We start from the raw sequence: 13,537 nt of genomic DNA, 5'->3' as shown, positions 1-13,537 counted from the left end.
GACAGAGCTCGGCACCGGCACTGTCGTGGACGTCACGTGGACGTTCCTGGTACTCGGTGTGACTTTCGGGCCCCCGCGGACCGAGAATGGGGCGACCACCCGCACCCGGCGAGCCGCCCATCCAGGCGTGCCCCGCACGGGCCGGGCCAGATGCGCCGCCGACGCCGACCGGGCTCGTGCGCGCTGACGAGAAGCAAGGAGCGCTGGTGGCTTCGATCGACGAGACGGGACCGCTCATCGGCGGCCTGCTCAGCCAGGTGCCGGACATCGATCCGGACGAGACCGGCGAGTGGGTGGAGTCCCTCGACGGACTCATCGACGAGAAGGGCGGCCCCCGCGCGCGCTATGTGCTGCTGAGCATGCTGCGGCACGCGCGCCAGCGGAACGTGGCCATCCCGGCCTCGCTCAACACGCCGTACGTCAACACCATCGCGGTGGACGACGAGCCGTACTTCCCCGGCGACGAGGCCCTCGAGCGGCGCTACCGCTCGTGGATCCGCTGGAACGCCGCCGTCATGGTCACGCGGGCCCAGCGCCCCGGGATCGGCGTCGGCGGGCACATCTCGTCGTACGCGTCCGTGGCGACGCTCACCGAGGTGGGCCTCAACCACTTCTTCCGCGGCAAGGACCACCCCGGCGGCGGGGACCAGGTCTACTTCCAGGGACACGCCTCCCCCGGCGTCTACGCCCGCGCCTTCCTCGAGGGCCGCCTGAGCGCCCACCAGCTGGACGGGTTCCGCCAGGAGCTGTCCCACCCGGGCGGCGGCCTCCCGTCGTACCCGCACCCGCGCCTCGCGCCGGACCTGTGGGAGTTCCCGACGGTGTCGATGGGCCTCGGCCCGTCGTCGGCCATCTACCAGGCCTGGACCAACCGCTACCTGCACCTGCGCGGCATCAAGGACACCAGCCAGCAGGACGTCTGGGCATTCCTGGGCGACGGTGAGATGGACGAGCCCGAGTCCCGTGGCATGCTCCAGCTCGCCGGCCAGCAGGGCCTGGACAACCTGACCTTCGTCGTCAACTGCAACCTCCAGCGCCTCGACGGTCCGGTGCGCGGCAACGGCAAGATCATCCAGGAGCTCGAGGCGCAGTTCCGCGGCGCCGGCTGGAACGTCATCAAGGTCGTCTGGGGCCGCGAGTGGGACGCCCTGCTCCAGGCCGACAAGGACCGTGCGCTCGTCAACCTGATGAACACGACGCCCGACGGCGACTTCCAGACGTACCGCGCCGAGAACGGCGCGTTCATCCGGGAGAACTTCTTCGGTCGCGACCCGCGCACCAAGCAGCTCGTCGAGCGGATGACCGACGACGAGATCTGGGCGCTCAAGCGCGGCGGGCACGACTACCGCAAGATCTACGCCGCCTACAAGGCCGCCCGCGAGCACACGGGGCAGCCGACGGTCATCCTGGCCCACACCATCAAGGGCTACGGCCTGGGCTCCGGCTTCGCCGGGCGCAACGCCACGCACCAGATGAAGAAGCTCAAGGGTGACGACCTCAAGGTGCTGCGGGACTCGCTGCACATCCCGATCACGGACGAGCAGATCGACGAGAACCCGTACGTCCCGCCGTACTTCCACCCGGGCGCCGAGGACGAGGGCATCCAGTACATGCTCGAGCGCCGTCGGCAGCTGGGCGGGTTCGTGCCGGAGCGCAGGACGACGCACAAGCCGCTGACGCTGCCGGACGCCAAGGTCTACGACGGGCTCGCGAAGGGGTCGGGGCACCAGGAGGTGGCCACGACGATGGCCCTCGTGCGCCTCTTCAAGGACCTCGTGCGGGACAAGGAGTTCGGCCACCGCCTGGTGCCGATCATCCCCGACGAGGCTCGCACGTTCGGTCTCGACTCGATCTTCCCGAGCGCCAAGATCTTCAACACGAACGGCCAGAACTACATGGCCGTGGACCGCGAGCTCATGCTCTCCTACAAGGAGTCCGAGTCCGGCCAGATCATGCACACGGGCATCAACGAGGCGGGGTCGGCGTCGGCGTTCCAGGCCGTCGGCACGTCGTACGCGACGCACGGCGAGCCGCTCATCCCGTTCTACTTCTACTACTCGATGTTCGGGTTCCAGCGGACCGGCGACCAGTTCTGGGCCGCCGGCGACCAGATGGCGCGCGGGTTCCTCATCGGCGCCACCGCCGGCCGCACCACCCTCACGGGTGAGGGCCTGCAGCACGCCGACGGACACTCCCCGCTGCTGGCCGGCACCATGTCCCACGTCGTGCACTACGACCCGGCCTACGGGTACGAGATCCGGCACATCGTCAAGGACGGCATCGAGCGGATGTACGGCGAGGGTCACGACCGTGACCGCGACGTCATCTACTACCTCACCGTCTACAACGAGCCCATGCACCAGCCGGCGGAGCCCGAGGGCGTCGACGTCGAGGGCATCCTGCGGGGCATCCACCTGGTCGCCCCGGCCGAGGGTGACGGGCCGCGCGCCCAGATCCTGGCGTCGGGCGTCGCGGTGCCGTGGGCGCTCGAGGCCAAGAAGCTCCTGGCCGAGGACTGGGGCGTCCAGGCCGCGGTGTGGTCGGTGACCAGCTGGAACGAGCTCCGTCGCGACGGGCTCGCCGCCGACCAGCAGGCGTACCTGCACCCGGGCGAGGAGGAGCGCGTCCCGTACCTCACGCAGAAGCTGCAGGGCGCCGAGGGTCCGTTCGTCGCGACGACGGACTTCGACCACCTCGTCGCCGACCAGGTGCGGGCGTGGATCCCCGGCACGTACGCGACGCTGGGCGCCGACGGCTTCGGCTTCTCGGACACCCGGGCCGCGGCTCGTCGGCACTTCAAGATCGACGGCCCGTCGACGGCGGTCCGCGTGCTCCAGCAGCTCGCCCGCTCTGGCGCGGTCGCCCCCGAGGCACCGGCCCAGGCGATCGAGCGCTACCGGCTGTACGACGTCACCGCCGGCACGTCCGGCAACACCGGCGGCGACAGCTGACCGGCTGACACGCAGCAGCACGACGAAGGCCCGGGCTCTCCAGGAGCCCGGGCCTTCGTGGTGTCCGACCCGTCAGGTGCCGGGCATGGTCTGCTGCGCGTGCGCGACGTCGCGGGCCAGCTCGCTCTTCAGCTCCGCGACCGCCTTCTGGTCCGGGTAGAGGTCGAGGGCGGCGATGTGCTGCTTGGCCTCGAGCGGTCGGCCCGCCTCGATGGACGCGAGGACCAGCTGGCGGGCGACCTCGGGGTCGTGCTCCCGCGGACGCCAGTGGCCCACGCCGAGTCCCAGCGCGTCGACGGGGAGCTCCGCCTCGCGCAGGACGGCCAGGGCCGCGACGAGCGCCCTGCCGGAGGGGTCGCGCTCCGCGGCCGTGGTCAGGCGGCGCACGGTGCCCTCGTGGTCGTCGTGCACCGACAGGCGCGCGACCTCGATGAGCGGGTACCAGGCCCGCGGGTTGCCGGCGAGCTCCTCACCGAGGGCCCAGACGGCCAGGTCCGCAGCGCGCTGGCTCTCGCCCTCGTCGGTCGGCCCGGCGAGCGGGTCGACGTCCGTGCTCGACTCCGCGGCGCGCCGCCGGACGATCTCCGCCAGCGCGACGAACGCCCGCTCGTTGTTCGGGTCGTCGCTGAGCATGGAGCGCAGGGCGTCCTCGTGGAGGGTGTCTCCGCGGCGCGCGACCTTCGTCGGGCGGCGTGAGCCGACCCGCGAGGCCGAGGTCGGCCGCCGCATGAGTTGTCGCAGACGGGGCAGGAGTGCCATGACGTGACCCTATCCGCTAGGGGCGACGCCCACCGGGCTCCGGAGATACCTCACACACCGGGCGCGGCCGCGCCGAGGCCGCGCTCCACCCTCGTTTGTCGACTTCCCACAAGGCCGGACCCTATGCTCGCCCCATGTCCAGCACCGCCCAGGGGACAGACCCCGCCCTCACCGCCCCGCCCGAGAAGCCGGACGTCACGACGGCGGCGGCACGTGCCCGGCGGTCCTCACCGTCGCGCGGACGGGCGCCCGTGCTCGAGGCACGCGGCGGCCCCGAGACGCAGCGCCGGGTGCGCGACAGCGCCGGGCTCCTGTCGGCGGCGGCGATGCGACGGCTCGACGACGACCTCGAGTGGTACCGCGCGCTCCCGGCCGAGGACCGGTCGTGGGTGGGCCTGGTCGCCCAGGCGGGCATCACGGCCTTCGTCACCTGGTTCGCGGAGCCGACCCGGCCGCCGCACGGCGTCGGGGACATCTTCGCCGCCGCTCCCCCGGAGCTGACCCGGTCGATCTCGCTGCAGCACACGCTGCAGCTGGTCCGGGTCGTCGTCGACGTGGTCGAGACGCACAGCGACCGCCTCGCTGCACCGGGCGACGAGCGCGAGGTCCGCGAGGCCGTCCTGCGCTACTCGCGCGAGGTGGCCTTCTCGGCGGCGGAGGTCTACGCCCGCGCCGCCGAGGTGCGCGGTGCGTGGGACGCCCGGCTCGAGGCGCTCGTCGTCGACGCCCTCGTGCGGGGCGACGTCGACGACGCGCTGCGCTCGCGCATCGCCGCGCTCGGGTGGAGCGGACGGGGATCGACGCTGGTCATGGTGGGGACGACGACGTCCGCGCTCGACGACGTCCGGGCGGCCGAGCTGCGTCGGGCCACCCGCCGCGCCGCCGACGACGCCCTCGTGGGCATCCAGGGCGACCGCCTCGTCGTGTTCCTCGGCGGCGAGGGCGACCTCCGCACGGCGGCGGCCACCCTGCTGCCCCGGTTCGGCCCCGGCCCCGTGGTGATCGGTCCGGTGGTGGGTGACCTCACGGACTCCGCGCGGTCCGCCCGCGCTGCCCTGTCCGGGCTGCTCGCGGCCCCGGCCTGGGAGCAGGCGCCCCGGCCCGTGCAGGCCGACGAGCTGCTGCCGGAGCGCGTGCTGATCGGCGACGTGACCGCGCGCACCGCGCTCGTCGCGCAGGCGTACGCGCCGCTGGCGGCGAGCCCGGGGTCCCTGCTGGAGACGCTGTCGGCATACCTCGGCACCGGTCGGTCGCTCGAGGCCGCGGCCCGGACGCTCTATGTGCACCCGAACACGGTGCGGTACCGCCTGCGCCGGGTGTCGGACGTGACCGGGTGGGACCCGCTGGACGCCCGCGAGTCCTACGTCCTGCAGACCGCGCTGGCCCTCGGCCGGCTCGACGCAGCCGCCGCTGCGCCGACCGTCAGCGCGCGCTGACCTCTTGTAGGAGTCGCACAAGGGCGTCGGAGAAGGTTGGTGCACGCCGTGAGGCGGGTCGGCGTCGCGGGCCAGGCAGAGTGGTCGGGTGCTCGCAGTCGTCTGCCCCGGTCAGGGCGCCCAGTCCCCCGGCATGCTCGCCCCGTGGCTCGAGCTGCCTTCCGTCTCCGAGTCGATCGCGCGGGCGTCCCGCACGACCGGCCTCGACCTGGTCGCCCACGGCACCACGTCCGACGCCGAGACCATCCGGGACACCGCCGTCGCTCAGCCGCTCCTCGTGGCCACGGCCCTGGCGAGCCTGCGGGCCGTCCTCGACCTCGACGCCGACGGCTCCCTCGCGGTCGCTGCGCAAAGGGTGGCCGGCTTCACGGCGGGGCACTCCGTCGGCGAGCTCGCCGCTGCGGCGATCGCGGGCGTGCTCACCGACGACGAGGCGCTGCGCCTGGTCACCGTGCGCGGCGCGGCGATGGCCCGCGCGGCGGCCGTGACGCCCACGGGCATGTGCGCGGTGCTGGGCGGCGACCCGGACGAGGTGCTGGCGGCACTCGCGACCCACGGGCTGGTCCCCGCGAACGTCAACGGCGGCGGCCAGGTCGTCGCGGCGGGCACGCTCGACGCCCTCGCCGCGTTCGCTGCCGCCCCTCCGACCCGCGCCCGCGTCGTCCCCCTGCAGGTGGCCGGCGCGTTCCACACCGAGCACATGGCGCCTGCCGTCGCCGAGCTGCGGGCCGCCGCGGACGACGTGACGCCCGGCGAGCCGCAGGTGCGGCTGCTCACCAACTCGGACGGCAGCGTCACCGCCTCGGGCGCGCGCGCCCTGGAGCTCATCGTCGCGCAGGTGGCCAACCCGGTGCGCTGGGACCTGTGCCAGGCCACGCTGCTCGAGCTCGGGGTCACCGGCCTGCTCGAGGTGGCACCGGCAGGAGTGCTCACCGGGCTGGCCCGGCGTACGCTTCCCGGGGTCGAGACGGTCGCCGTCAAGACCCCCGCCGACCTCGATGCCGCGCGCGATCTCGTCCGTCGGCACGCCGGAACCCCCGCACCAGCTCAGGAGAACCCGTCGTGACCCGTCCCACCCTCACGCAGGCCACCGGGCCGGCGCACACCCGCATCCTCGGCCTCGGCGGCGTCCGCGGCGAGCGGGTCGTGCCCAACGACGAGCTGGTCGGACCCATCGACTCCTCGGACGAGTGGATCCGGCAGCGGACCGGCATCATCACGCGGCGGCGCGCCGAGGCGGGCACCGACGTGCTCGACCTCGCGGAGGCCGCCGCGCTGCAGGCGATCGCGAACGCGGGCCTGACCGGCGCGGACATCGACGTCGTCATCCTGTCGACGGTCACCTACTTCCACCAGACACCGGCCGGTGCCGCGATCATCGCGGACCGCATCGGCGCGACCCCGGCGGCCGCGTTCGACATCTCGGCCGCCTGCGCCGGCTACTGCTACGGCATCGGCCAGGCCGACGCCCTGGTCCGCGCGGGCACCGCGCGGCACGTGCTCGTCATCGGCGCGGAGAAGATGAGCGAGTTCGTCGACCCGACCGACCGCTCGATCTCCTTCCTGCTCGGCGACGGCGCCGGCGCGGTCGTCATCGGCCCGTCCGACACGCCCGGCATCGGCCCGACCATCTGGGGCTCGGACGGCAGCCAGTCGCAGGCGATCCGGCAGACGCACTCGTGGTTGGCCACCCGCGACGAGGGCGCCGGCTGGCCGACCCTGCGCCAGGAGGGCCCGAGCGTCTACAAGTGGGCGGTCTGGCAGATGGCCCCCGTCGCGCAGAAGGCCATGGACGCCGCCGGGGTGACCGCCGACGAGATCGAGGCGTTCATCCCCCACCAGGCGAACATGCGGATCATCGACCAGATGATCAAGACGCTGAAGCTCCCGGACTCGGTCGTCGTCGGGCGCGACATCGCGGACACGGGCAACACGTCCGCCGCGTCGATCCCGTTGGCCGCCGAGCGGCTGCTGCGCGAGGGCCAGGTGTCGAGCGGCGCGCTGGCTCTGCAGATCGGCTTCGGCGCCGGCCTGGTCTACGCGGCGCAGGTCGTCGTCCTGCCCTGAACCCGGAGGTTCGACCGCCACGGTTGTACCGTTCGTCCGACCCCACAGCTTCATCCCCGAAGCACCACCCGACACGAGGAGACACCCCATGGCGTACAGCGAGCAGGAGATCCTGGCCGGTCTGGCCGAGATCGTCAGCGAGGAGACCGGCCTGCCCACGGACTCCGTCCTGCCCGAGAAGTCCTTCACCGACGACCTCGACATCGACTCGCTGTCGATGATGACGATCGTCACGCTCGCCGAGGAGAAGTTCGACGTGCGCATCCCCGACGACGAGGTCAAGAACCTCGCCACGGTCGGCGACGCCGTCACGTTCATCACGGGCGCCCAGGCCTGAGCCTGAGCCACCGGGTCGGTCCCGGACACCTACGCCCGGGACCGACCACCCCTCGCCGCCTCTCGATCGCCGACCAGGAGCACCGATGAGCCACGTACCCGACGTCGTCGTCACCGGACTGGGAGCCACCACGCCTCTCGGCGGGGACGTCCCCAGCACCTGGGCCGCCGCGCTGAACGGCGAGTCGGGCGCCCGGCGCTTCGACAACGACTGGGTCGAGCGGTTCGGCCTGCCCGTCGAGTTCGCGGCGACCATCAAGGTCGACCCCGCCGAGGTCCTCGCGCGCCCCGAGCTGAAGAAGATGGACCCCTCCGCGCAGTACGCGATCATCGCGGCGCGCGAGGCCTGGGCCGACGCCGGCTCGCCCGAGGTGGACGGCGACCGGCTGGGCTCCGTCGTGTCCTCCGGCATCGGCGGCATCCGCACGATCCTGGACGCGTGGGAGGCCCTGCTCACGCACAACAGCGCGCGCCGGGTGCTGCCCATGACGGTGCCGATGCTCATGCCCAACTCCCCCACGGCCTACGTGTCGCTCGAGTTCGGCGCCCGCGCCGGGGCCCACGCGGTCGTGTCCGCCTGCGCGTCGGGCGCCGAGGCCATCGGCTACGCCGTCGAGATGATCCGCACCGGGCGGGCCGACGTCGTCATCGCCGGCGGCACCGAGGCGTCGATCCACCCGATGAACGTGGCCGCGTTCGCCGCGTCCCGGACGCTCTCGCTGCGCAACGACAACCCCGAGGGAGCGTCGCGCCCGTACGACGTCGACCGCGACGGCTTCGTGATGGGCGACGGCGCCGGCGTGGTCGTGCTGGAGAGCGCCGAGCACGCCGCCGCCCGCGGCGCCCGGGTCTACGCCCGCATCGCCGGCGTCGGCCTGTCCGCCGACGGGTACCACATCACCTCTCCCGAGCCGTCCGGCGAGGGCCAGATCCGCGCGATGCGCTCCGCGCTCGAGGAGTCGGGGATCGCCCGCATCGACGTGGTCCACGTCAATGCGCACGCGACCTCGACGGTGGTGGGCGACCTCATCGAGGCCCGCTCGATCCGCGGCCTGCTGGGCGACGAGGCCGACCACGTTGCTCTCTCGGCCACCAAGTCGATGACCGGCCACCTGCTCGGTGGCGCCGGTGCGCTGGAGACGATCTTCACGATCCTCGCGCTGCGCGACCGGCTCGCCCCGCCGACCATCAACGTCGACAACCCCGACCCCGAGCTGGTGCTCGACCTGGTCCGCGACAAGCCCCGCGCCCTGCGTGACGGCGACATCGCGGCGGTCAACAACTCGTTCGGGTTCGGCGGCCACAACGTCGCTCTGGTCGTGGCATCGGTCTAGCCGTCCGGACAGCCGTGAGGCCCGCACCGGTGTCGGTGCGGGCCTCCGCCGTGCTCAGCCGACCCGGTGCAGCCAGCGGACCGGGGCGCCCGCGCCCGCGTAGCGGAACGGCTCGAGCTCGTCGTCCCACGCCTGCCCGAGCGCCAGGTCGAGCTCGGTGCGCAGCCGCTGGGCGTCCCCGGCGTGCTCGAGCGCGGCACGGATGCGGTCCTCGGGCACCACGATGTTGCCGTGCACGTCGGTCGCGGCGTGGAAGATCCCCAGCTCGGGCGTGTGGCTCCAGCGGGAGCCGTCGACGCCGTGGCTGGCCTCCTCGGTGATCTCGTAGCGCAGGTGCGCCCAGCCGCGCAGGGCGGACGCCAGACGCGCGCCGGTGCCCTGGGGTCCCTGCCACGAGTGCTCGGCGCGGTAGAAGCCCGGACCGGCCGGCTGCGCCGTCCAGTCGAACGAGGCGCGCGTGCCCAGCACGTTGCCTGCCGCCCACTCCACGTGGGGGCACAGCGCTCGCGGTGCAGAGTGCACGAAAAGTACACCGCGGGTAATCGCACCAGCCATGGTCGTCCTCCTGAACGGGCTCGAGGTTCGCCTTCCCCAACGACCTCAGTCACGTTTCAGAATCGCGCACAAAGTACTGCTGCTCGCGGCGTGCTGGGGACAGCATGCCCGACGAGCACCGCAGGCGCCAGCCTGCGGCCGATCAGCTAGAGCGTGTCGCGGATGGCGCGCATGGCCTTCTTGCGCACGGACCGCTCCAGGCGGTCGAGGTAGAGCATCCCGTCGAGGTGGTCGACCTCGTGCTGGAGGCACCGCGCCATCAGCTCGACACCCTCGACGACGACCTCCTTGCCGTCCAGGTCCGTGCCGACGACGCGGGCGTACCAGGACCGGTGCGTCGGGTACCAGAGCCCCGGGACCGACAGGCAGCCCTCGTCGCCGTCCTGGTACTCGTCCTCCGACAGCTCCACGATGACCGGGTTGAGCACGTAGCCCACCTCGTCGTCGATGTTCCAGGAGAACGCCCGCAGGCTGACCCCGATCTGGTTCGCGGCCAGGCCGGCGCGCCCGTCGGTGTCGACCGTCTCGAGCAGGTCCTCGACGAGGCCGCGTACGCGGTCGTCGATCGTCGTGATCGGGTCGCAGGGTGTGCGCAGGACGGGGTCTCCGACTGTCCGGATCTCTCGCATCGCCATGCGCCGATCCTCGCACGGCGGACCGGCCGACGAGGTGCCCGCAGCCTCGGGCGGGCGGGCCCGGCCACCGAGTGTGAGGAGAACGACACGCCCCGCCCGCGACGAGGGCCCTACGACGGGCTACGCTTTTGTACTGACCGGTCAGTTGAAGGAGTTCCGATGACCCTCGCACCCGTGACCCTCCCCCCCGAGGTCGAGGCGCCGACGCCCGCCGTCCGCGCCCGCGCGCTCCAGCTGCACGCCGACCGCGGCACCGTGTACGGCCCGGTCAACCTCGACCTCGTCGCGGGCGAGCTCACGTTGATCCAGGGGCCGCAGGGCGCCGGGCGCTCGAGCCTGCTGCTCACACTCGCGGGCCGGATGGTGCCCGACTCGTCGTCGGACCTCGTCGTCCTGGGTCACCACCTCCCGGCGCACCGCGCGGCCGTCCACCGCGAGGCGGCCCTGGCCGGCTTCGCCGGGATCGACGAGCTGGACGACTCCGTCACCGTCGGAGCCCACGTGCGGGAGCGCCTCGCGTGGCTGTCGCCCTGGTACCGCCGCTCGCCGCGCGCCGACCAGGCGCTCGTGGACCGCGTGCTCGCGCCCGTCTTCGGCGAGCGACCCGTGCCCGACGTCCAGACCGTCGTCTGGCACCTCGACGAGGTCGACGTCCTCCTGCTCCGCATCGCGCTCGCGATGGCCCAGCGTCCCGGCCTGCTCGTCGTCGACGACGTCGACCAGGTCCACGACCGAGCCCGCCGCCGGATCGTCTGGCACCGGCTCGAAGCGCTCGCCGCCACCGGCGTCACCGTCGTCGTGTCCTGCGCGGCCGCCGACGAGGCCGCAGGCACCACCTGGACCGTCGTGCCCGTCTCCGCCCCCAGCTCCCTCACCGACTGAAGGATCGTCATGCTCTCGCTCACCTCCGGCACCGAGCTCCGCCGGTTCGGACGCGGTCGGCTCCCCCGGCTCGCCGTCGCCGCGATGCTGCTCGTGCCGCTGCTGTACGGCGCGCTCTACCTGTGGGCGTTCTGGAACCCGACCGGGCACCTGGACGCCATGCCCGTCGCCCTGGTGAACGCCGACGCGGGCGCGGAGCGCGACGGATCTCCCGTGACCGCCGGGCAGGACCTCACCGACGAGCTCACCGACGGCGGCGCGCTCGACTGGGTGGTCACCGACGCCTCCGACGCGGCCGCGGGCGTCCGCGACGGCGACTATTACTTCGCAGTCACCATCCCCACGGACTTCTCAGCCGACCTCGTCTCCGCGGGAGGCGACGACCCGACCGCGGCGCAGATCGACGTCACGTACAACGACGCCAACTCCTTCATCGGCACCACCCTCGGGCGCTCGGCCATGGACCACGTACGCGACGCGGTCGCGGCGACCGCCGGCGAGGAGGCCGTGGACCAGGTGCTGATCGGGCTCGGCTCCGCGCGGGACGGCATGCTGCAGGCCGCCGACGGCGCGATCTCGCTGCGGGACGCTTCGGCGCAGCTCAGCGACGGCGCCCAGCAGGTGGCCGACGGCGCCACCGACGCCCGCGACGGCGCGTCGCAGCTGGCCGACGGCGCGGCGGCGCTCGACGACGGCACCGGCCAGGTGGCCAGCGGCGCGGCGCAATTGGCGTCCGGCGCCTCGCGGCTCTCGACCGGAGCCACGACCGCCGCCGACTCGGGCGCGGCGCTCAGCGCCGGTGTGCAGTCGGTCGCCGACGGCGTCCACACGGCCACCGAGCAGGTCGACACCCTCACCGGGAAGCTCCCCGCCCTCTCGACCGGGCTGGACCAGGTCACCGCCTACCTCACGGCGCGGGCGACGGCGGGCGACCCCGACGCGGCCGCGCTCCTGGCCGGGCTGGCGGGCACGGACCTGCCGTCGGCGGGCGACCTCGCGACGATKACCGAGCAGCTGCACGCCCTCGACGCCGGCGCCGMGCAGGCGGCCGACGGCGCCTCGCAGCTCAGCACGGGCCTCGACACGCTCGCGGACTCCGCGGGCACCCTGTCCACCGCCGCCACCACGCTCGCCTCGGGCGCGCAGCAGGCGGCCGACGGCGCCGACTCGCTCGCCACCGGGGCGTCGGCCCTCGCGACGGGCACCGCGACGCTCGCCGACGGCGCGACCCAGGTGGCCGACGGGACCGGCMAGCTGGGCGGCGGCGCGCAGCAGCTGGCCGACGGCCTGACCGACGGCGCCGGTCAGATCCCTGACGACACCGACGCGCAGCGCACCACCCGAGCCGACGCCCTCGCCACGCCCGTTGCCATCGACGACGAGGACGTGGCCCCCGCCGCCAGCCTCGGCGAGGGGTTCGCTCCCCTGTTCATCCCGCTGGCCCTGTTCGTCGGCGGACTCATCACCTGGCTGCTGCTGCGGCCGCTGCCCACCCGCGCTCTGGCCACGCCGGCGGCCGGCTGGCGGGTCGCGCTCGCCGGCTACCTGCCGTCGCTGGTGATCGGTGCCGGTCAGGTCGCGCTGCTGCTCGGCGTGGTCGGCCTGGGGCTCGGGCTGAACATCGGACACGCGGCGGGCACGGTCGCGTTCCTGCTGCTCGTGGCCGCGGCGTTCCTGGCCGTGCAGCAGATGCTGATCGCCGTCCTGGGTTCCGCCGCCGGCAAGGTGGCCACGATAGCGCTGCTCATGCTGCAGATCACGTCGGCCAGCGGCACCTACCCCGTCCAGACGACCCCCGCGTTCTTCCAGGCGATCCACCCCCTTCTGCCCATGACGTACGCGGTCGAGGGCTTGCGCGACCTCATCACCGGCACGCCGGACGTCCGCCTCTGGACCGCCGTGGCGTACCTCGTCGGCCTCACGGTGGCCTCGCTCGCCGTGACGTCGTGGAAGGCCGGGCGGCTGCGGACCTGGACCGTGGCGCGCCTGCACCCGGCGCTGAGCATCTGAGAGGCTGACGCCCATGAGCGCGACCACCCGGGAGCACATCGTCGAGGCCGCCCTCGCGCTCGTCGCGGACCGCGGTTTCACGGCGACGTCCGTCGACGACATCGCGTCGGCCGCGGGCGTCGCCAAGGGCAGCGTCTTCTACAACTTCGGCTCGAAGTCCGGGCTGTTCGAGGCGATCATCACCGAGGGCGTCACCCGGCTGACCGCCGCGCTTCGCGGTGCCGCCGAGGGCCTGCACGGCCGGGAGGCGCTCGAGACGCTGGTCACCGAGCTGCTCACGCAGGTCCGGGCGCACCCGGACTTCGCCAAGCTCATGGTCGCCGAGACGTTCCGCACCGGGCGCAGCTGGCAGGACTCGATCCGGCTGGTGCGGGACGAGTCGATGGGAGCGTTCGCGGCCGTCGTCGCCGAGACGTGGCCGGAGCGGGACCCGTCGCTGACGGCCGCGGCGCTGTTCGGCGCGACCCTGCTGGCCGGCCTCGAGTGGCTCGTGTTCCAGCCGGACCGATCGCTGGAGGACGTCCGCACCGCGGTGCTCGGGACGCTGCGCTGAGCCAGTTGTAGCGTGGCCG

Annotated in this window: 12 protein-coding genes; 9 read left to right on the top strand and 3 right to left on the bottom strand. The window is 73.3% G+C overall.

The features are described from left to right. The first annotated feature begins 206 nt into the window (after positions 1–206). The gene (gene aceE, locus AC1DYZ_RS03255; RefSeq protein ID WP_477063782.1) at positions 207–2,951 is read left to right on the top strand and encodes a pyruvate dehydrogenase (acetyl-transferring), homodimeric type; all 2,745 of its coding nucleotides are present in this window, start codon (positions 207–209) and stop codon (positions 2,949–2,951) included. Between the two features lie 72 nt (positions 2,952–3,023). Here the strand turns inward: aceE and AC1DYZ_RS03250 are convergent, their stop codons facing one another. Beyond that, positions 3,024–3,710, bottom strand: a complete 687-nt coding sequence (locus AC1DYZ_RS03250; protein ID WP_477063781.1) for a hypothetical protein — start codon at positions 3,708–3,710, stop codon at positions 3,024–3,026. Positions 3,711–3,844: 134 nt separating this feature from the next. On the opposite strand from AC1DYZ_RS03250, the gene AC1DYZ_RS03245 reads away from it, so the two are divergent. From AC1DYZ_RS03245 to AC1DYZ_RS03225, 5 genes are all read left to right on the top strand, one after another. Continuing rightward, the gene (locus tag AC1DYZ_RS03245) at positions 3,845–5,146 is read left to right on the top strand and encodes a PucR family transcriptional regulator (protein ID WP_477063780.1); all 1,302 of its coding nucleotides are present in this window, start codon (positions 3,845–3,847) and stop codon (positions 5,144–5,146) included. A gap of 88 nt (positions 5,147–5,234) precedes the next feature. Next, positions 5,235–6,212: an ACP S-malonyltransferase gene (locus AC1DYZ_RS03240; RefSeq protein ID WP_477063779.1), complete on the top strand. Its 978-nt coding sequence runs from the start codon at positions 5,235–5,237 to the stop codon at positions 6,210–6,212. Then, positions 6,209–7,213: a beta-ketoacyl-ACP synthase III gene (locus AC1DYZ_RS03235; protein WP_477063778.1), complete on the top strand. Its 1,005-nt coding sequence runs from the start codon at positions 6,209–6,211 to the stop codon at positions 7,211–7,213. The genes AC1DYZ_RS03240 and AC1DYZ_RS03235 overlap by 4 nt, the downstream gene beginning before the upstream one ends. An 88-nt stretch (positions 7,214–7,301) precedes the next feature. After that, the gene (locus AC1DYZ_RS03230; protein WP_055913595.1) at positions 7,302–7,550 is read left to right on the top strand and encodes an acyl carrier protein; all 249 of its coding nucleotides are present in this window, start codon (positions 7,302–7,304) and stop codon (positions 7,548–7,550) included. Between the two features lie 85 nt (positions 7,551–7,635). Further along, positions 7,636–8,883 (top strand): beta-ketoacyl-[acyl-carrier-protein] synthase family protein, encoded by a 1,248-nt coding sequence (locus AC1DYZ_RS03225; RefSeq protein ID WP_477063777.1) that lies wholly within the window; start codon positions 7,636–7,638, stop codon positions 8,881–8,883. A 54-nt stretch (positions 8,884–8,937) separates the two neighbouring features. On the opposite strand, the gene AC1DYZ_RS03220 is transcribed toward AC1DYZ_RS03225, so the two are convergent. Both AC1DYZ_RS03220 and def read right to left on the bottom strand, forming a co-directional pair. Next, entirely contained in the window at positions 8,938–9,438 is a 501-nt protein-coding gene (locus AC1DYZ_RS03220) for a DUF3145 domain-containing protein (protein WP_456825538.1), read from the bottom strand. A gap of 146 nt (positions 9,439–9,584) precedes the next feature. Further along, positions 9,585–10,073 (bottom strand): peptide deformylase, encoded by a 489-nt coding sequence (def, locus tag AC1DYZ_RS03215; RefSeq protein ID WP_370504120.1) that lies wholly within the window; start codon positions 10,071–10,073, stop codon positions 9,585–9,587. Positions 10,074–10,232: 159 nt separating this feature from the next. On the opposite strand from def, the gene AC1DYZ_RS03210 reads away from it, so the two are divergent. The 3 genes from AC1DYZ_RS03210 to AC1DYZ_RS03200 are packed head-to-tail and all read left to right on the top strand — an operon-like array spanning position 10,233 to position 13,518. Further along, entirely contained in the window at positions 10,233–10,955 is a 723-nt protein-coding gene (locus tag AC1DYZ_RS03210) for an ATP-binding cassette domain-containing protein (protein ID WP_477063776.1), read from the top strand. Between the two features lie 9 nt (positions 10,956–10,964). Beyond that, on the top strand, positions 10,965–12,965 hold the full coding sequence (locus tag AC1DYZ_RS03205; RefSeq protein ID WP_477063775.1) for a YhgE/Pip family protein: 2,001 nt from the start codon (positions 10,965–10,967) through the stop codon (positions 12,963–12,965). A gap of 13 nt (positions 12,966–12,978) precedes the next feature. Further along, entirely contained in the window at positions 12,979–13,518 is a 540-nt protein-coding gene (locus AC1DYZ_RS03200) for a TetR/AcrR family transcriptional regulator (RefSeq protein ID WP_477063774.1), read from the top strand. Positions 13,519–13,537: the final 19 nt, after the last annotated feature.

This window comes from Cellulomonas sp. P1_C4 (genome assembly GCF_056406355.1).
The sequence above is the reverse complement of the archived record's forward strand: the minus strand, read 5'-3'. Positions and strand labels throughout refer to the sequence as shown.